At 35.1% G+C, this 19,335-nt stretch carries 20 protein-coding genes; 7 read left to right on the top strand and 13 right to left on the bottom strand.

Features of this window, described 5'->3' with window-relative positions:
* Positions 1-477: 477 nt before the first annotated feature.
* The gene (locus tag G3A47_RS21460) at positions 478-1,290 is read right to left on the bottom strand and encodes a hypothetical protein (protein WP_166926222.1); all 813 of its coding nucleotides are present in this window, start codon (positions 1,288-1,290) and stop codon (positions 478-480) included.
* A gap of 135 nt (positions 1,291-1,425) precedes the next feature.
* On the opposite strand from G3A47_RS21460, the gene gcvP reads away from it, so the two are divergent.
* The 6 genes from gcvP to G3A47_RS21430 all read left to right on the top strand — a co-directional run bounded on the left by gcvP (position 1,426) and on the right by G3A47_RS21430 (position 8,855).
* A complete protein-coding gene (gene gcvP, locus G3A47_RS21455; RefSeq protein WP_166926170.1) occupies positions 1,426-4,275 on the top strand; it encodes an aminomethyl-transferring glycine dehydrogenase in 2,850 nt (949 codons plus the stop codon).
* Between the two features lie 313 nt (positions 4,276-4,588).
* Complete coding sequence (locus tag G3A47_RS21450; RefSeq protein ID WP_166926169.1) at positions 4,589-5,647, top strand: 3-oxoacyl-ACP synthase III family protein; 1,059 nt, start codon at positions 4,589-4,591, stop codon at positions 5,645-5,647.
* Positions 5,648-5,789: 142 nt separating this feature from the next.
* Positions 5,790-6,311, top strand: a complete 522-nt coding sequence (locus G3A47_RS21445; RefSeq protein WP_166926167.1) for a class I SAM-dependent methyltransferase — start codon at positions 5,790-5,792, stop codon at positions 6,309-6,311.
* 110 nt (positions 6,312-6,421) lie between these two features.
* Positions 6,422-7,270 carry a glycosyltransferase family 2 protein gene (locus G3A47_RS21440; protein ID WP_166926165.1) on the top strand — a complete coding sequence of 283 codons (849 nt, stop codon included), beginning with the start codon at positions 6,422-6,424 and terminating at the stop codon, positions 7,268-7,270.
* A gap of 77 nt (positions 7,271-7,347) precedes the next feature.
* Positions 7,348-8,094, top strand: a complete 747-nt coding sequence (locus tag G3A47_RS21435) for an MlaE family ABC transporter permease (protein ID WP_166926163.1) — start codon at positions 7,348-7,350, stop codon at positions 8,092-8,094.
* Positions 8,094-8,855 (top strand): ABC transporter ATP-binding protein, encoded by a 762-nt coding sequence (locus tag G3A47_RS21430; protein ID WP_166926161.1) that lies wholly within the window; start codon positions 8,094-8,096, stop codon positions 8,853-8,855. Before G3A47_RS21435 ends, G3A47_RS21430 begins: the two co-directional genes overlap by 1 nt.
* A 563-nt stretch (positions 8,856-9,418) precedes the next feature.
* Here the strand turns inward: G3A47_RS21430 and G3A47_RS21425 are convergent.
* The 12 genes from G3A47_RS21425 to G3A47_RS21370 form a co-directional block, all read right to left on the bottom strand.
* The gene (locus tag G3A47_RS21425; protein ID WP_166926159.1) at positions 9,419-10,021 is read right to left on the bottom strand and encodes a SprT-like domain-containing protein; all 603 of its coding nucleotides are present in this window, start codon (positions 10,019-10,021) and stop codon (positions 9,419-9,421) included.
* Between the two features lie 82 nt (positions 10,022-10,103).
* Positions 10,104-10,781 carry an SDR family NAD(P)-dependent oxidoreductase gene (locus G3A47_RS21420; RefSeq protein WP_166926157.1) on the bottom strand — a complete coding sequence of 226 codons (678 nt, stop codon included), beginning with the start codon at positions 10,779-10,781 and terminating at the stop codon, positions 10,104-10,106.
* Between the two features lie 35 nt (positions 10,782-10,816).
* Entirely contained in the window at positions 10,817-11,785 is a 969-nt protein-coding gene (locus tag G3A47_RS21415) for a M20/M25/M40 family metallo-hydrolase (protein ID WP_166926155.1), read from the bottom strand.
* Positions 11,786-11,808: 23 nt separating this feature from the next.
* Positions 11,809-12,447, bottom strand: coding sequence for a hypothetical protein (locus tag G3A47_RS21410; RefSeq protein WP_243860536.1), 639 nt, complete (start codon positions 12,445-12,447; stop codon positions 11,809-11,811).
* Between the two features lie 23 nt (positions 12,448-12,470).
* A complete protein-coding gene (locus tag G3A47_RS21405) occupies positions 12,471-13,505 on the bottom strand; it encodes an ATP-grasp domain-containing protein (protein WP_166926151.1) in 1,035 nt (344 codons plus the stop codon).
* Between the two features lie 11 nt (positions 13,506-13,516).
* On the bottom strand, positions 13,517-14,227 hold the full coding sequence (locus G3A47_RS21400) for an NRDE family protein (RefSeq protein ID WP_166926149.1): 711 nt from the start codon (positions 14,225-14,227) through the stop codon (positions 13,517-13,519).
* Positions 14,215-14,703: a DinB family protein gene (locus tag G3A47_RS21395; RefSeq protein ID WP_166926147.1), complete on the bottom strand. Its 489-nt coding sequence runs from the start codon at positions 14,701-14,703 to the stop codon at positions 14,215-14,217. The genes G3A47_RS21400 and G3A47_RS21395 overlap by 13 nt, the downstream gene beginning before the upstream one ends.
* 2 nt (positions 14,704-14,705) lie before the next feature.
* The gene (locus G3A47_RS21390; protein WP_166926145.1) at positions 14,706-15,092 is read right to left on the bottom strand and encodes a DoxX family protein; all 387 of its coding nucleotides are present in this window, start codon (positions 15,090-15,092) and stop codon (positions 14,706-14,708) included.
* Between the two features lie 7 nt (positions 15,093-15,099).
* Entirely contained in the window at positions 15,100-15,558 is a 459-nt protein-coding gene (locus tag G3A47_RS21385) for a YHS domain-containing (seleno)protein (protein ID WP_166926143.1), read from the bottom strand.
* A gap of 6 nt (positions 15,559-15,564) precedes the next feature.
* A complete protein-coding gene (locus G3A47_RS21380; protein WP_166926141.1) occupies positions 15,565-16,161 on the bottom strand; it encodes a peroxiredoxin-like family protein in 597 nt (198 codons plus the stop codon).
* Between the two features lie 94 nt (positions 16,162-16,255).
* On the bottom strand, positions 16,256-16,933 hold the full coding sequence (locus tag G3A47_RS21375) for a Crp/Fnr family transcriptional regulator (protein ID WP_166926139.1): 678 nt from the start codon (positions 16,931-16,933) through the stop codon (positions 16,256-16,258).
* A gap of 111 nt (positions 16,934-17,044) precedes the next feature.
* Complete coding sequence (locus tag G3A47_RS21370) at positions 17,045-18,187, bottom strand: acyl-CoA dehydrogenase (RefSeq protein ID WP_166926137.1); 1,143 nt, start codon at positions 18,185-18,187, stop codon at positions 17,045-17,047.
* A 480-nt stretch (positions 18,188-18,667) separates the two neighbouring features.
* Here G3A47_RS21370 and G3A47_RS21365 point away from each other — a divergent pair, with 480 nt between their 5' ends.
* Complete coding sequence (locus G3A47_RS21365; RefSeq protein WP_166926135.1) at positions 18,668-19,243, top strand: chalcone isomerase family protein; 576 nt, start codon at positions 18,668-18,670, stop codon at positions 19,241-19,243.
* The last annotated feature ends 92 nt before the right edge of the window (positions 19,244-19,335 follow it).

Below are 19,335 nucleotides of genomic sequence, written 5' to 3'. Positions count from 1 at the left end.
TTGGGAAATAACATTTATGAAAAGTCAATACGATCTAATAAAAACCGACCTGAAAGAATTTTCTTCCGTTTTATTTCCTTACACAAAACTATACTAAATACATAGAACTAATAGAGTAAAATGTCACAAAACAGCTTTTTATTGTTACAAAAAAGTGGAATTCAGGTATAAAACCCCTTTATAAGTAGTTTTATTCTTAGAAAAATCTGTAAAATCCCCGTTTGCATTTTTTTTTGCCATCAATTGCACGAATTTTCACGAATTGTTTTGCTTTAGCACATAACTAGGTAATTAAATAGCAATCCGACGCAAAAAAAAATCTTTATAATCTGCGAAATCTGTGGCAACACTTTTTCCGCAACGATTGAAGCGATAGCGAACAGACAAAGCAATTTCACAAATTGCTTTATTCTAAAATTTAATTCGTGAAAATTCGTGCAATTCGTGGCAAGCTTTTCTTATCACTGCAGATTGTGGTTAAAGTAGAACCAGCATAAGCCACCAGAAGATCGGCACGCTCTCTACCCAAAAAGAAGTATAGTATTTGGATCTGTTAGTGTTTGCAAATACAATAAACAAACACAATAGTACAATCATAATGATATTAATAAAAAGATCCCGGTAATTAAATGTTGAAATCAAAAATTCCAATAAACAAAACGGAACCAGTAATAACAATCCTAAAAGTTTAGTTTTTTTTACCCCTATCGTTTGCGGTACAGTCTGCAGATGCGGATCGTCATTGGCCAGATCAAGAATTTCGAAAACTAAAATCAGAACAAAAACGAGGATAAAACGCTGGATGCATTTTATAAAAAAATCGGTCGTAAAAGGAATTTCAGCATTGATTAAAGGTAAAACCAAAGTAGCACCAACCCAACAAATGGCCACCATATAAATTTTTACACCGGCCCAGTTTCGCGCATTTCTTCTATTCGGGAAAAACGGAAGTGTGTATAATGCCGTGATCGCAAAGATCCCCGACGAAACAATTTGAGTAATTAGCTTCAAATGAAAAAAATAATACCCGACCAAAACCAGCGAAATGATACTCAAAAAAGCGATAATTTTCAGTTGATTCCCGATCGGATTTTTTTTCACCCGAACCAAAGCATCATATTTAACAAAATTATACCCTACTATTGTTCCAAAAAAAACAAACAATGCCATTGATGTATCGTACTGAATATGAAACACATGAAACGTAATTTGTACCAATGCAAAACAGGATAAAGCAACATGAATACTGCTGTTGAGATAAAAATCTAATATTAGTTTACTAAGTTTCATCATTCAAATCTAATCAATTATTAAGAAATCAACCCATTAGTTATAAATTTCACAAAATTTGAAGTTAAAAATACCGAATAAATTATTATTAATACTTAATTTTGCACCACAAAAAAACAACACTTTTACAACTATATGAAAACAGATGCTTTTGCTTTAAGACACATTGGTCCAAGAGAAACAGATCTTCAACACATGTTACAAACCATTGGAGTTGAATCGATCGAACAACTTGTTTATGAAACCCTTCCGGATGACATTCGTTTAAAAGCGCCCTTAAACTTAGATCCTGCGATGACTGAGTATGAATTCTCTAACCATATTCAACAATTAGGAAACAAAAATAAAATCTTCAAAACTTATATTGGTTTAGGATACAATCAGGCCATCGTTCCTGCTGTAATCCAGAGAAATGTTTTTGAAAACCCGGGATGGTATACGGCTTACACACCGTACCAGGCAGAAATTGCACAAGGTCGTTTAGAAGCCATTTTAAATTTTCAAACTACTGTTATTGAATTGACAGGAATGGAAATCGCTAATGCTTCTTTGTTAGATGAAGGAACAGCTGCTGCAGAAGCTATGGCACTGTTGTTGGACGTTCGTTCACGTGACCAAAAGAAAAACAATGCAAATAAATTTTTCGTTTCAGAAGAAATTTTACCTCAGACACTTTCTGTTTTACAAACTCGTGCGACTCCAATTGGTGTTGAACTGGTAATTGGAAACCACGAAACGTTTGACTTTTCTACTGAATTCTTCGGAGCTATTTTACAATACCCTGGAAAATACGGACAAGTTAACGACTATACAGCTTTTATTGAAAAAGCTACTGCAAGCGAAATTAAAGTTGCCGTTGCTGCAGACATTTTAAGTTTAGCAAAATTAACTCCTCCGGGAGAAATGGGAGCTGCTGTTGTAGTAGGTACTACACAACGTTTCGGAATTCCGTTAGGATATGGAGGACCACACGCTGCTTATTTTGCAACTAAAGAAGAATACAAACGTAGTATGCCGGGTCGTATCATTGGTGTTACCATTGACACAAACGGAAACCGTGCCTTGCGTATGGCTTTGCAAACCCGTGAACAACACATCAAACGTGATAAAGCAACTTCTAACATCTGTACTGCACAAGTATTATTGTCAGTAATGGCCGGAATGTATGCCGTTTATCACGGACCAAAAGGTTTACAATATATCGCTGATAAAGTACATGCTTCTGCTGCTACTTTGGCAAACGAATTGCAAAAAATAGGAGTACAACAATTGAACTCTGCTTTCTTTGATACTATTCTTGTAAAAGCAGATGCTAAAAAAGTAAAAGCGGTTGCTGAAGCTAAAGAAGTAAACTTTTACTACGTTGATGAAAATACAATTTCAATTTCATTAAACGAAACAACAAGCATTTCTGATGTTAATGATATCATTGCCATTTTTGCTGAAGCTCTTTCGTTACAAGCTACTACAATTTCTGAATTAACAGAAATCAACCATTTCCCGGATGCACTAAACAGAACTTCTGCTTTCTTAGAGCATGATGTTTTCAACAAATACCACTCAGAAACAGCCTTGATGCGTTACATCAAAATGTTAGAGCGTAAAGATTTAGCGTTAAATCACTCGATGATTTCGTTAGGTTCTTGTACGATGAAACTAAATGCTGCTGCTGAAATGTTGCCATTAAGTAATCCAAACTGGAATAACGTTCACCCTTTTGCTCCACTTGATCAGGCACAAGGGTACCAGGAAATGTTGAAAAAATTAGAGCAACAATTAAACGTAATTACAGGTTTTGCCGGAACTACTTTGCAACCAAACTCTGGTGCACAAGGAGAATACGCAGGACTTATGGTGATTCGTGCTTACCACCAATCACGTGGAGACGATCACAGAAATATTGCTTTGATTCCTTCTTCTGCACACGGAACAAACCCTGCTTCTGCAGCGATGGCCGGAATGAAAGTGGTTGTGACTAAAACATTAGAAAACGGAAATATTGACGTAGAAGATTTACGTGAAAAAGCCATTCTTCATAAAGACAATTTATCTTGTTTAATGGTAACTTACCCATCTACACATGGTGTTTTTGAAAGTGCTATTCAGGAAATTACAAAAATCATTCACGATAACGGCGGACAAGTTTATATGGACGGTGCCAACATGAATGCTCAGGTTGGATTAACAAATCCTGCTACAATTGGAGCTGACGTTTGTCACTTAAACTTACACAAAACTTTCGCTATTCCTCACGGAGGTGGAGGTCCTGGAGTTGGTCCTATTTGTGTGGCACCTCAATTGGTTCCTTTCTTGCCGAGCAATCCGGTAATCCCAACAGGAGGAGAAACAGCCATTACTGCTATTTCTGCTGCACCTTGGGGATCTGCATTAGTTTGTTTGATCTCTTACGGATACATTTCGATGTTAGGAGCTGAAGGTTTAAAAAGCGCTACAGAACATGCGATTTTAAATGCCAACTATATCAAAGAAAAACTAAACGGTCATTACGATACTTTATATTCCGGAGAAATGGGTCGTGCAGCACACGAAATGATTTTGGAATGTCGTCCTTTTAAACAAAAAGGAATCGAAGTTACCGATATCGCAAAACGTTTAATGGATTATGGTTTCCATGCACCAACAGTATCTTTCCCGGTAGCAGGAACCTTAATGGTTGAACCAACTGAAAGTGAAAACTTAGAAGAACTGGATCGTTTTTGTGACGCTATGATTTCTATCAGAAAAGAAATTGAAGCGGCAACAATTGAAGACAGCAATAACGTATTGAAAAATTCTCCTCACACTTTAGCTATGCTAACAACAGAGACCTGGAATTTCCCTTACACCAGAGAACAAGCAGCTTTCCCATTAGAATATATCGCTGAAAACAAATTCTGGCCTACCGTTAGAAGAGCTGATGATGCGTTCGGAGACAGAAACTTAATCTGTAGCTGTGCTCCTATTGAAGCTTACATGGAAAATTAAAAAAATTAATTTTCGGCATATCAGTAAACCCGATAACTTCAAAATTATCGGGTTTACTTTTTTATAACATTCTGCAAAAAACTTGCTCTTTTATTGCAATAACAAGAATGTTTTTACAAAATAAAAATACACCCAAAAATCAAACTCAAACGTTTGAAATCTCAGATAAAGCTATAGTTCATTATAAAATAACCAATAATTAGAGGCTAAAAATTCTTATTTCATAATTATATGCATGCATAGTATATTTTATGATAGTTATCATCATTTTATTTATACTTTAGCAATAAATTTATCGGCTAACCAAGGAATAATGAAAATAAAAATAATTGGTATAGGAAGCTATATCCCAAGCAAAGAAGTACGTAATACTGACTTTGACAAACATGTTTTTTTGAATGAAGACGGAACTCCCTTTGCTTATCCAAATGAAGTTGTAATTAAAAAATTTAAGGGAATAACAGGAATCCAAAACCGTCGTTATGCCGATGATCAATATACCGCATCAGATTTAGCGTATTTTGCAGCCGAAAAAACCATTGAAAATGCTCAAATCGATCGCGAATCTTTAGACTACATTATCTTTGCCCATAATTTTGGCGATGTAAAATCAGGAACCCATCAAACCGACATACTTCCGAGTTTAGCTACCCGTGTAAAAAATAAACTGGGGATTAAAAATCCTAAATGCGTGGCTTACGATATTCTTTTTGGATGTCCGGGCTGGATTGAAGGTGTCCTGCAAGCCAATGCATTTATCAAATCCGGAATGGCAAAACGAGTTATGGTAATCGGTGCCGAGACATTATCAAGAGTTGTTGACGATCATGATCGCGACTCTATGATTTACTCTGATGGAGCCGGAGTTTCAATTTTGGAAGCTTCTGATGACGAAGCAGGATTACTATCTTACGAAAGTGCTACTTTCGCAAACGAAGAAGCCAATTTCTTATACTTTGGTAAATCATACAATGCCGATTTAGATCCGGATATTAAATACATCAAAATGTATGGCCGTAAAATCTACGAATTTGCATTAAGCCAGGTCCCTTGTGCGATGAAAAGCTGCTTAGACAAAAGTGGTATCGCAATCGATGATGTTAAAAAAATCCTGATTCATCAGGCCAATGAAAAAATGGACGAAGCTATAATTGACCGTTTTTATAAATTATACGACAAAACCGCTCCTAAAAACATTATGCCAATGTGTATTCATGATTTAGGAAACAGCAGTGTTGCCACCGTACCTACTCTTTATGATTTACTGATACAAGGCAAACTGGAAAACCACGAAATCAACAAAGGCGATGTAGTTATTTTTGCTTCTGTTGGAGCCGGAATGAATATTAATGCATTTGTTTATCGTTACTAATTTGAACCCCTGAAGTTTCAGCATCAACAATACCAAGAAAGCCCGCAATTTTTAACGCGGGCTTTTCATTTCTATCTGATTTAAAATATTAAAACAGAAGATATCTTCGTATATTTGCGCCTTTGCCGATAAAAAATAAAAAATGTACGAAAAAACGTTTCCGAATAAAAGATTCAAACTTACCTTAGAATTTTTACAAAAACACATTAATACATCTGAAACAATCCTTGATTTAGGAGTCGAAAATCCTTTTTCTAAAATCATGAAAGAAGCAGGTTTTTCAGTAAAAAACACCACTGGAGAAGATTTAGATTTAGACCAGACTGTTTTTAAAAACGAAAAAACGGATGTTGTAACGGCATTCGAAATCTTCGAGCATTTATTAAATCCGTTTACCATTTTAAACGAAATAAAATCAGATAAACTTCTAATTTCAATCCCAATGCGTTTGTGGTTTTCTCCAGCATACAGAAGCAAAACAGATATGTGGGACAGACACTACCATGAGTTTGAAGACTGGCAATTAGATTGGCTTCTGGAAAAAACAGGCTGGAAAATTATCGACAGACAAAAATGGACAAATCCTGTAAAGAAATTTGGTATACGACCTCTTCTTCGCAGTTTTACCAACAGATACTATATTATTTATGCAGAAAAAGCCTAAAGGCAAATTCCAAAATAAATAAATATCAAAAATAAATTCCAAATTCCAATTTGAGCGCTGCTTCGGTTGGAATTTGGAATTTCAAAAAATTGGAATTTTACACCAAGTATATGAATTATTACATCGTCATTCCCGCGCATAATGAGCAAGAGCTTATTGGTCTTACTTTGCAGTCTTTGATCTCGCAAACCGTTTTGCCAAAAAAAGTTGTGGTTGTAAATGACAATTCAACAGATAAAACTGAAGAAATCGTTTTAGGTTTTGCGAAAGAGAATCCGTATATTTCTGTTGTCAATAAAACTTCAGATGCCATACACATGCCAGGAAGTAAAGTAATCCAGGCTTTTCAAAAAGGGTTTGAGACTTTAGATTCTGATTACGATATTATTGTAAAGATTGATGGTGACCTGATTTTTCCTCCTAATTATTTCGAAACAATTATTGCTCACTTCCAGTCTGACGCAAGAATCGGAATGGCCGGAGGATTTTGTTATATCGAAAAAAATGGAGATTGGGTACTGGAGAACCTAACCGACAAAGACCATATTCGCGGTGCATTGAAAGCATATCGAAAAGAAACTTTTCAGCAAATTGGAGGATTGAAACCCGCCATGGGCTGGGACACCGTAGACGAATTGTTATGTAAATTCTATAATTGGAAAGTGGTAACAGATACTTCGCTACACGTAAAACACCTTAAACCTACCGGCGCCAATTACAATAAAACAGCACGTTACAAACAAGGCGAAGCTTTTTACACCCTCGGATACGGTTTTTGGATCACCGCCATTGCATCGGCCAAATTGTCGATGATGAAGAAAAAACCACTTTTATTTTTTGATTACATTAAAGGATTCTGGAAAGCCAAATCAGCTAAAACTCCTTTATTAGTAACTCCTGAACAAGCTAAATTTATTAGAAAATATCGTTTGCAGAAAATGAAACAAAAGCTTTTTTAGTTTAAAACTTAAAAAACTCTAAACTGAAACCGTTAACTGTGAACTAATCCTTAATTTAGCCAATATTTGTAAAAACTATGATGCTTATTCGTTATTTATCCCAAATAGGAAAATATTTTTTAATGCTGAAAGAAATTTTCAACAAACAGACCAAATGGCCTGTAATGAAAAAATTAATCTTCAAAGAAATAGACGATCTGATTATTGACTCTCTCGGAATTGTATGCTTTATCTCTTTCTTTATCGGAGGAGTTGTAGCCATTCAGACCGCTTTAAATTTAACCAATCCGTTAATTCCAAAATATTTAATTGGTTTTGCCACACGACAATCCGTAATTCTGGAATTTGCTCCGACTTTTATTTCTGTTATTATGGCAGGAAAAATGGGATCATACATTACTTCAAGTATCGGAACAATGCGTGTTACAGAACAAATTGATGCGTTGGAAGTTATGGGGGTTAACTCCCTAAACTATCTTGTTTTCCCAAAAATAATAGCTTTACTAATGTATCCTTTCGTAATCGGAATTAGTATGTTCCTTGGAATTTTTGGTGGATGGCTTGCTTGTGCTTACGGAGGATTCTCGACCAGTCAGGATTTTATTCAGGGAGCCCAAATGGAATTTATTCCGTTTCACATTACTTATGCTTTTATCAAAACTTTGATTTTTGCTATGTTATTAGCTACAATTCCTTCTTTTCATGGTTACTATATGAAAGGTGGTGCCCTTGAAGTTGGTAAAGCAAGTACCGTATCGTTTGTATGGACATCAGTTTGTATCATTCTTTTTAATTATATATTAACTCAACTATTATTAGGATAATGATAGAAGTAAAAAACATAGAAAAATCATTTGGTGACAGCAAGGTTTTAAAAGGTGTTTCGACAGTTTTTGAAACCGGAAAAACCAACTTAATTATTGGACAAAGTGGATCTGGAAAGACTGTTTTACTAAAAACACTTTTAGGAATTCATAGCCCTGACTCGGGAAATATCGAATTTGACGGACGTGTTTACTCCGCGTTAGATCCGGATGAAAAAAGAGAACTAAGAACTGAAATCGGAATGGTTTTTCAGGGAAGTGCTTTATTCGATTCGATGACCGTTGCAGAAAATGTGGCGTTCCCTTTAAGAATGTTTACCAATGACAATAAAACAAAAATCAAAGAACGCGTTGATTTTGTTTTAGAAAGAGTAAACTTAGTTGACGCGCACCAAAAACTTCCATCTGAAATTTCAGGTGGTATGCAGAAACGTGTAGCGATTGCCCGCGCCATTGTAAACAATCCGAAGTATTTGTTTTGCGACGAACCAAACTCAGGACTTGATCCAAACACCTCAACTTTGATTGACAACCTTATTAAAGAAATTACCGAAGAATACAATATCACAACCGTAATCAATACGCACGATATGAACTCTGTAATGGAAATTGGTGAAAACATCGTTTTCCTAAAAAAAGGCCTAAAAGCATGGCAGGGAACGAAAGAAGAAATCTTCAGAACAGACAATAAAGACATTGTGAAGTTTGTTTATTCTTCTAATTTATTCAAAAAAGTAAGAGAAGCTTATTTAAAAGGTTAAAACCTTTATTTAAAATTCCAAAAAAAATATAAATCCCAAATTCCAACTATCATGATTGGAATTTGGGATTTCCTTTTTGGGTTTTCCTTTTTGGGTTTTCCTTTTTGGGTTTTCCTTTTCTGCAATTTGGGATTTCTTTTGGACGCAGATGAAATCACATCCGTAATTCGACAAAGATTGGCGACATACTGCGTGGAGTTTCTGGTGCGATTCCTCATTCTTCGGAATGACAAAGGGCGCTTGATATGTCATTTCGACTTTAGGAGAAATCACAGCAGTAATTCGGCAAAGATTGACGACATACTGAGTGGAGTTTCTTGTGTGATTCCTTATTCTTCAGGAATGACAAAGGCCGCGCTTGATATGTCATTTCGACTTTAGGAGAAATCACACCAGTGATTCGGCAAAGATTGGAGACATACTGTGTGGAGTTTCTTGTGTGATTCCTTATTCTTCAGGAATGACAAAGGCCGCTTGATATGTCATTTCGACTTTAGGAGAAATCACACCAGTAATTCTGCAAAGATTGGCGACATACCGCACGGAAAATTCGTCATTGGAATTTAATTCCCAGGCAATAACTCTACTTCCGCATTTGGATTAAACAAATAGGTTTTTCCGGAGCTTAATTCAACACATTCAAAACGTTTGGTTCTTACGGCGAGTTTTTTAAATACTTTTCCGTTTTTGATCCTGAAGACACTGCCATATGGAATCTCGAACACATAGTTTTTATCGTCTCTGGCGTCGTATTGCTTCAAAGCAAGTGATAAAGTCGTATCGGTATCACTACTAGCGCTAGGATTCTTAAAATGCCTTGCTAACAGCGGCAACAAATGGCCCGGAAATATTTCAGGACGAATGAACGGTATCATCAAACGCTGAAAAGAAAATTTCCATTCATTCCCATGAGGTTTTATATTCCTTCCAAATTTTTCAAAGGCTACCAAATGCGAAATTTCATGAACCAAAGTAATTAAAAACCTGTATTTATTGAGACTTGCATTTACCGTGATTTCATGTTTACCACTCGGTCCACGTCTGTAATCGCCATGACGCGTCTGACGCTCATTTACGATTTTCAGATGAACCTGATTGGCAACAATCAAATCAAACACAGGCTTCACAGCATGTTCCGGTATATATTTGGCTAAAGTCTCGTTCAAACCTTTTTATAATTAGTAAATAATAGTTCCACTCTAAATTTGGAATTTGGAATTTGCTTTTATTGGAATTTAATTTTCCCCACTAAGGATTCGTCGAAGAAACCTCTAATACTTTTCCATTAAAATATTTATTCCCGTTAAGCGTAAAATCATAAATGTAAGTCGCCATTCCTTCTGCAGAAATTGGTGCCTGATAACCCGGAAAGGCTTCCTGCAACATCTCTGTCTGAACAGAACCTAACGCCAATACATTAAACGAAATACCTTGTTCTTTATATTCTTCCGCCAATAACTCCGTCAAGGTAATTACCGCTCCTTTACTCGAACTATAAGCTGCCAAACCTGCAAATTTCAGACTTCCGCGTACACCACCAATTGAACTGATAGTCACCACATGACTACCCTTCTCCAAAAAAGGCAAACAAATTCGGGTAAGATTGGCAACAGCGAAAACATTCACTTTATAAATGCTTTCAAAATCGGCCTGTGTTGTTTCTGCGAAAGGCTTCAATAACAAAGCACCGGCATTGTGTACTAAAGCATCCACTTTCTTCCAGCTCGAAGAAAGAAAATCTTCCACTTTATATAATTCTGACTCGTTAGCTAAATCAACTGATAAACATGTTACATTCTCATGTTCCAAAAGTGCTTTGGGCATTTTTCTCGAAATAGCCAATACTTTATTACCGGCATTCGCAAATTGCAAAGCCAACTCGTAACCAATACCTCTACTCGTTCCCGTTATAATAATATTTTTCATGCAGCAAAAATAAGCAAAACCTCTAAAAAGAAGAATTATTTAGTCATGGTAATTTCCTGTGTTTTAGAACCGGCAATTTGAGTTACTGCAGGCAGAAATTCCTGAATAAAAGAAGTCATATGCGCAATATCCATTACTTTGAATTCATCGGAAGGATGATGATAGAATTCAAAATTCTCAAAATCAAAAGTACTTATCGATTGACAAGGTTTTTTGAAAACATCGTAAAACGAATAATTATCTGATCTGTAAAACAATTCATATTCTGCTTCTTTTGGCAGGAAGCCTATTGTTTTTTTACCAGTATACTCATTTATTTTTTCGGCCATATTCGATTTATCAAAACCGGTGATATAAGCTAAATAATCCCTTTTCATTGGCACACCGATCATTTCGATGTTTAATTGGGCATACAAATTAAAGTTCTGCACTTTTAGTTTCTGAACCAAACTTTTAGAGCCTAACAAGCCTTTTTCTTCTCCGGCAAAAAACACGACCAGAATACTGCGTTTGTTAGATTTTGTTTTGCTGAAATATTTCGCCATTTCGGCTACTGCAGTTACTCCTGACGCATCATCATTTGCACCGTTATTTATATTGTCTCCCTGTTTCGTTTTATCGATTCCGATATGGTCATAATGCGCACTCAAAACCACAAATTCTTTTTTAAGCTCAGGGTCATTGCCTTCCACAACTCCAACAATATTAAAAGCCGGCGTTGCAAAGTTCGTCAATGTATCACGATAGGTTTTAAAATAAGGCTTTACATTATTTTTCTTTAGAAAGTTTTCTAAAAAAACAGCAGCTTTGTTGATTCCTTCCGTTCCTGTATCACGACCTTCTAACTCATCAGAAGAAAGATATTTTAAGAATTCTGAAACATCAGACTGATTGACTTTATAAGCCGTCTCGGTTGCTTTTGAAGTTTTATCACCTAAAGTTGAATTATTTGATTTACAAGACAGCAAAACAAACGGAAGAAAAAGAAAATACAATTTTTTCATAAATAGAATTTTAGCTTTAGAAGCTAAAATTCCAAAGCAGTTGATTTAAAATATTTTTTATACACCTTAAATACCTGAATACTCCCCAGAATAACAAAAAACAGCGGAATAAAAACAGGCATTATATACTTTGAAAATGAGTTTGTCTTTTGAAAAATAGTCTGTAAAACCAGAATCAGACTTAACATTCCTAAAAACACTCCCGCCAAAGTACCTGCAATATAATAATATTTTAGCTTCTTTTCGGTTGTAATAAATTTCGCATTGACTAAATATAAATTCCAACTGGTCCAGAAAGGCAATTGCAAAAAATTAAAACAATTCAAAATAACCCCAATTACAAATGGCGAGTACATTAAGTAATGGTTCAGATTACCATTCATCCCTGAAGTTTGGTTTGCATTTGAATAAAATAAATACGCCAGAACAAACATAAATCCGACAGCAAAAAAATCAATAATTTTCATCAGTTTTGTATTCTTTACCAATCGTTTTGCAAAAAGTAGCGTAAAATAAATCACAAAGGATTCTACAAAAACAACGCCTAGCAAAAACAAAACCAAATTATCAAATCCTAATTTCGAATAAATTTCCAGACCTGCCAGATTGAGATATCCCAAAGGAATTGACCCAATAAAACTTACCAGAAAACCGACAGCCATATTTTGAGCCCTTTTTAACATCCTTAAAAGTTTACAATTTTTCTGTTCTGCATCTGATGCAAACGGTATTGTTTCATCCCTTCTTTATGAGGCATATAATCGAAACCTCTTTTATGGTTAGCAGCACTTATCTTATACATATAGGTAATATGACGCGCGAGTTCTTTCCAGGCAAACCAAATAGAATGTTTCGGATCGTAAATATGAGTTGGCTCACTTGCCGCACCGTTTAATTCGACAATCTGAAAATTCTCGCCCCTTTCCAGTTCTTCAAAAGTGTTGTACATAATATCAAATCTTCCAAAATAAAACTCCGGAATTTCGGAGCAGATTTTATTTATGGTCTCCGTTAATTTTGGGGTAATCCAATGACTCCCGTCCAAAAACTTGGCTCCACGAGCATGATTCCCAAACGGAACTAATTTTATTGGCTCCCCATTAGATAAAGTGTGTTGCAACAATTCGCCATACTCTTTCTGCAAGGCTTCCAACTGTAGCTCAAATCTCGGAGTTTGACGAATTAAATCTTCTATCGTTGAAATTCCGTCTCCAATTACAATTAAAAATTCTTTAGAAACCAGTCCGGTAATTCTTCCTTCTTTTTCATTAGGATGACGTACGTAAAAGATTCCGACTTCATTTTCAAATAAAATCAAATCCTGAATTAAAAAATCAAAATTGGCCTTTTCGACATAATTTGTCAATTCAGAAATCGTGTAGATTTTTTTTACTCCCGAACCACGCAGACCAATATCAGGTTTTGCAATTAGAGGAAAGAAAATTCCTTTTTCTACGACGTCAACAATAATTTTCTCTAAATCGGTATTTTCTTTCACCAGAATAGTTTTAGGATAATACCGCTTTGGCAGCAAATCGTAAATCTGTTTTTTACTGTCCATAATAAATCCCCCATTTTTCATATTGGGATTTGATGTACTAAAGAAAAAGATAGATCGCGATCTGATCGCGTAGTAGCCCCAAAGGAAATAAATAGGAATGTATATCACCTGAAACGGCCAATACTCCCAATTTGTGATTTTATGATACAATAATTTCATTTTAGATGCTGTTAAATACTAATAAATGCATTAGAAAATTCCGTTTCGTCAACTAAATCATGATAGGTTATAATGCCTTTGTTCTGATCTATCAGAACCTGAGTGATACTTAATGTTTTTAAAGTATTCTCTCTGTTAATCACCAAACCATTTTCAGAATCGTCCCCTTCTGTATTCCGATGAAATTCTAACATATCTGAGGTTGAAATTTCTTTTTTCTCTTTCAAAAAATCAAAAAACCACCCCGATCGTTTCTGTCTGATGCGATCAGAATATAGGGTAACTGATGACCATATGTGATTCTGATCTTCCTCTAACTGGGTCGTTCTTTTTATTGCACCATCCCAGATTAGCTCGTATAGTTTTTTCTCCTGATACAAAACCAACGTAAAAGGTTCTATGTTTTCCAGATTTATCTCTTTCCAAAAATCCTTTGGAGAATCACTGGAAATAATATCCAATGCAATTAATCCTCTGCTTTTTCGATATAGAAACTGAACTTTATGTTTTGTGATTCCACCATTTAAAAGCACTAAAACACTTCCTTTGGCATCAACCACAAACCAGGTTCCTCCGGCTTTTGGATCTTTCGGATACATTACGTTTTTGCCATTAATCGTATAAGTCCTAGGAGGAATTGCACTTGGCCGGATCACTTTCTCATCCCGATTAGAAGTTATAATAACCGTTCCGCTATGAGATACAAAACTTACTGTACACATTGATTCCTGTAGGCTATGGTAGAACGTGCTACACCAAAATTTTTATCCAGTAAAACATGTCCATATGGCAAAACAGCTACTTTTATTAAAGCCTGGTGGTGAATACAATGTTCTAAATTGTAAAGCAACTCCCTGTAATAATTAGTCATAATTCTAAATACAAGCCCATCAATCATTTGCTCTAAGTAGAGTATTTTATTTTCTTTTTTCAACCCCAATTTTACATCCAGAATCGACTGTTTTGCAAATTCTATTTCAGTTTGAATTCTTTTATTACGTTCACGGTTATCATAATTTAAAATTCCGGAATCGTATCCGTTCTCCAGACATTGAAACATTTCGAGAATATGACGAATGTGTTCGCCTATACTCGAGTTGCCCAACGCTTCGCAGGGTTCTGAATAAGACTGATCTGATAATTGAGATAACAAATCAGTTAACTCGTTTAAACTGTGGTTTATTGATTTTAGTAGCATAATTATTTCGTTTTTAAAAGGTTAATAATTACATTTCTATTTTGATAAAGTAACACCAGACAACACAATAATGTAATCACTGCAAGAGAAAAGAGTAAACCTCCATCTCCTTTAACATCAATTCCTAAAACAAATAAATGCGAGAAGACCGCACCGGTCATAAGACCAAATCCGCCCAAAGCTCCTAACCAGGTTGTTTTAGGAACTAAAATTAGAATAGCAACAATCAGTTCGATAATTCCGGATCCGATTCTTCCATAAGGTTCAACTCCTAAAGTGGTGAAAATATAAACACTTTCAGGCGCAGCTGTAAACTTAAAGTATAAGGTTTGTAATAAAATAACTGAAGCTGTTATTCGTAAAATCCAAGTAATTTGTTCCGTTTTCATAAGCTTTCTATTTATATACTTTTTTCCAGTTAACCTCAGCCTTAGCTTTTAAATTTGCCTCGTCTTTGTTCCAACTTTTCAATGTATTATTAAAGTAAGCATTGTAAAACAAATACAATTTTCCGTCAACAACTTTAAAAGTTTCCGGATTTATGTCTACTTTTTCTCCACTACTCCCCAATGCATAAGCACACCAACCACCAAACTGCGGCTCATAAGCAGCCGGGTTTTTTATAAAAAGATCTTTATTCGCAGCAGATGAAAATTTATACACAACTCCTTTATAAGAAGCTACGAAATCATTCTTACCCTTTAACGCTTTATTTTGTTTAAAATAAGCCACAGGATCATACCCCTGAACAGCCACTTTATTTTCTAAATTATACTGAGAAACTCGCTTTGCATCCTCTTGTGAAAAGGAAGAAATGGATGCAAAAACTAATAGTATTACAATTAACTTTTTCATCTTAGTCTATTTTATGGTTTTTAAAACTGAAAGCAATAATTCAGACGATATCCTGTTTTTATAGTCCGGAGAAATATATTCGAACAAAATGGTACCATCAGTGCCAACAACAAAAACAGAAGGAACAGGTAAAAAATCCTTGTTCACTCCATTTGAATGTACGTTAATAAGTGATTTATAGTTTTGTGGCGCTTTATAAGAAATTCCAAATGCGCTACTCAATTCTCCTTTTGAATCCGACAGCAAAGTATATTTTACTTTGTCTTTTTGTCCTGTAGTTTTCAAATTCTCAACAGAATCAGGACTTACGGCAATAACCTGATATCCCGCTGCTAAAATCTGATCTTCAATTTCTGCTAAACTGGCTAAATGCAAATTACAGTAAGGACACCAGCCTCCACGGTAAAAAACCAAAACGGTTTTCTTTTTTTCAACTAAATCAGAAAGACGGATCTCTTTATTTTCAGCTGATTTTAAAGTTTGATTTGGAATTTTCTCTCCAATCAATAAGGGGGAAATATCGGTTGCAGCGTTGGCAACTGTATTCTGTGCATTGGCAATAGTACTAAACGTTACGAATAGAATAAAAAGTGTTTTTTTCATTAGGTCCATAGTTTTTCATCTTTTTTGATGTTGTAAAACTACTTCAGTCTGAAAAACCAAAATGTCGGCTAATTTACACTTGAGGCAAAATAGTCTATAATTGGGTAATATCCTGTATAATAATCTCTTTTCTGGTGTAACTTATCAGCTGATTGGTTTCCATTTCATTGAGCAATTGTGTTGCGGTCTGTCTTGAAGTACAAATGATCTGCGCAATATCACTTTGAGTCAGATAATTTTCGATGGAAACTGACTTTCCATCAACGACTCCTTCTTTTTCTGCCCAGTCTTTTAAAAACTGATACAATCTTGACTTTGCATCTTTAGAAATTAAATTGGCATAATTATTTTTAATGCGTTTCATTTTCAAACCGACAAACTTAGTATAGGAAAGTGCTAATGTTGGATTTCTCAACAACAAATTCTCAAAGTCCGCAAGTAGAAAACTGCAAATGGCAACATCGTCAGAAAGCACTTTTGCATATTCGTTGATTTTATCATCTGTTTCTAAAGTTAACTCTCCAAACAAATCTCCTTTCTGAATGATGTCTTTTATTACTTCATTTCCTTCTTCATCAACGGCAACAATTTTAATGGTCCCTTTTTTCAGAACAAAAATACGAGGCACTTCTGAAGAAGAAAAATAAATAATTTCTCCTTTGGAAGCTTTTTTAAAACCGGTGATAATACACAATTGTTTGATTTGTCCAAAGCTCAAGGTTCGAAACAATTTATGATCTCGCAAATACCAATATTTTAATTCTTCATACATAATCAACTAATTCTATTATTGTAAAAGTACTTAAAATTTTATCTCAAAAGCAAAACCCTTTCAAAGCCAGAGCTTCGAAAGGGTTTTTTATATGAATTAATTTACGAAAAATTATCCTGCGATAACTGCTCTCGAAATTACAATTTTCTGAATTTCTGAAGTTCCTTCATAAATCTGAGTAATCTTAGCATCACGCATTAAACGCTCTACGTGGTATTCTTTCACGTAACCGTTTCCTCCATGAATCTGAACTGCTTCAACAGCTGTATCCATTGCCACTTGCGAAGCAAACAATTTAGCCATTGCACCACTTACATCATAGTTTTTATGTTGGTCTTTATCCCAGGCTGCTTTCATACATAAATGACGTGCTGCTTCAATATTAACTGCCATATCTGCCAATTTAAATGCGATTGCCTGATGATTGCAGATTTCTGTTCCGAAAGCTTTACGTTCTTTTGAATATTTCAAAGCCAATTCATAAGCACCTGAAGCAATACCTAAGGCCTGAGAAGCAATACCGATACGTCCTCCGGCTAATGTTTTCATCGCAAATTTAAATCCGAAACCATCTTCTCCGATTCTGTTTTCTTTAGGAACTTTCACATCGCTAAACATCAATGAATGCGTATCAGAACCACGGATTCCCATTTTTTGCTCTTTTGGACCAATAGAAAACCCCGGCATATCTTTGGTCATAATCAAAGCATTGATTCCTTTGTGTCTCAACTCAGGATTTGTCTGTGCAATTACCAAATAAACAGAAGCAGTGTTTCCGTTTGTGATCCAGTTTTTTGTTCCGTTTACCAGATAATGGTCACCCATATCTATAGCAGTAGTTTTTTGCGAAGTTGCATCACTACCTGCTTCCGGCTCACTTAAGCAAAAAGCACCGTGAATCTGACCTGAAGCTAAACCCGGTAAATATTTTTGTTTTTGCTCTTCTGTACCAAACTCCTGCAATCCCCAGCAAACTAATGAATTGTTCACCGACATTACCACAGAAGCTGATGCATCAACTTTAGAGATTTCTTCCATCGCGATTACATAAGAAATAGCATCTAATCCACTTCCGCCGTATTTCGGATCCACCATCATTCCCAGGAAACCCAGTTCACCCATTTTTTTTATTTGCTCCGTCGGAAAAATTTGTTTTTCGTCGCGCTCGATAACACCCGGCAACAATTCATTCTGAGCAAAATCTCTTGCAGCTTGTTGAATCATTAAGTGTTCTTCGGTAAGATTGAAATCCATAGTTTTATTTTTTTGTTTTTTGCTAAACCAAATTCAAAATCCTTGCTTTAGCTCTTTGTTGGTTTTATTTTTTTGAATTGCTTTTCTTAAATTAAAGGCTCCCAAAGATAATTTTAAAATACGAATTAACAATGCATGCATAAGATTTTAAGAAATTATCCCACATCACGATAACGTTTTCGTAAAATTATTGAATTTTAAACTTCGTAACATCAAATTTGCAGCATTTTCTTTAAAATTTAAGAGTAAAATTAGCAATCAAAAATAATATTTTACAATTATCTTAAATTATTATAATCATAAAAAAACCAAAACCCGTCTAAACCCACGCCAGCACGTAAAATAAGTCCTACTATTATGATTATGAATCCCCTACAAATGCCGGGAATTGGATTTCGTTTAAAAAAACATCCCTCATAAATAGCCAAAAATTATAAATTACATTATTTTTGCCCACAAAAAATAAATAATTGATAACCTATGAAAAAGATTTTACTCGCATTAACACTCCTCTTCAGCTTACATTTCTCCACTCTTTCCGCACAAACCCAATTAGACATTAATGGCGTTACAGTGCCCCGAAAAATTGAATTCCAAAATAAAACTTTACAACTTAACGGTGCTGGCGGAAGATCAAAAATGTGGTTGGAAGTTTATGTTCAGGCGTTATATTTATCTCAATTGAGCCAGGACCCACAATTTATTATTGACAGCGATACCGAAATGGCAGTTCGAATAGAAATTACCTCTTCTATGGTTTCTTCCAATAAATTAACCAAAGCGATGAATGCCGGTTTCGAAAAATCTGCAGGAAATAATTTTGAAGAATTGCGTCCAAGAATCGAGGATTTCAAAAAACTTCTAAGCGATCCTATTACAGAAAAAGATGTTTTTGTATTAGCTTACAATCCTCTTGATCAAACCATAAATGTTTACAAAAATGAAATTTTAAAAGGAAAAGTTCCGGGATTTGATTTCAAAAAAGCCTTCTTCGGAATCTGGCTTTCTGACAAACCGGTTGATGAGACCTTGAAGAATAACTTACTAGGAAAATAATTTCCTCAACATTTTTACACCTTTTTAAAGCCGGAAGCTATAACGTTTTCGGCTTTCTTATTGTGTTTAAATAAAATTGACTCTAAATACAT

Source organism: Flavobacterium poyangense (assembly GCF_011751075.1).
GTDB lineage: Bacteria > Bacteroidota > Bacteroidia > Flavobacteriales > Flavobacteriaceae > Flavobacterium > Flavobacterium poyangense.
The sequence above is the reverse complement of the archived record's forward strand: the minus strand, read 5'-3'. Positions and strand labels throughout refer to the sequence as shown.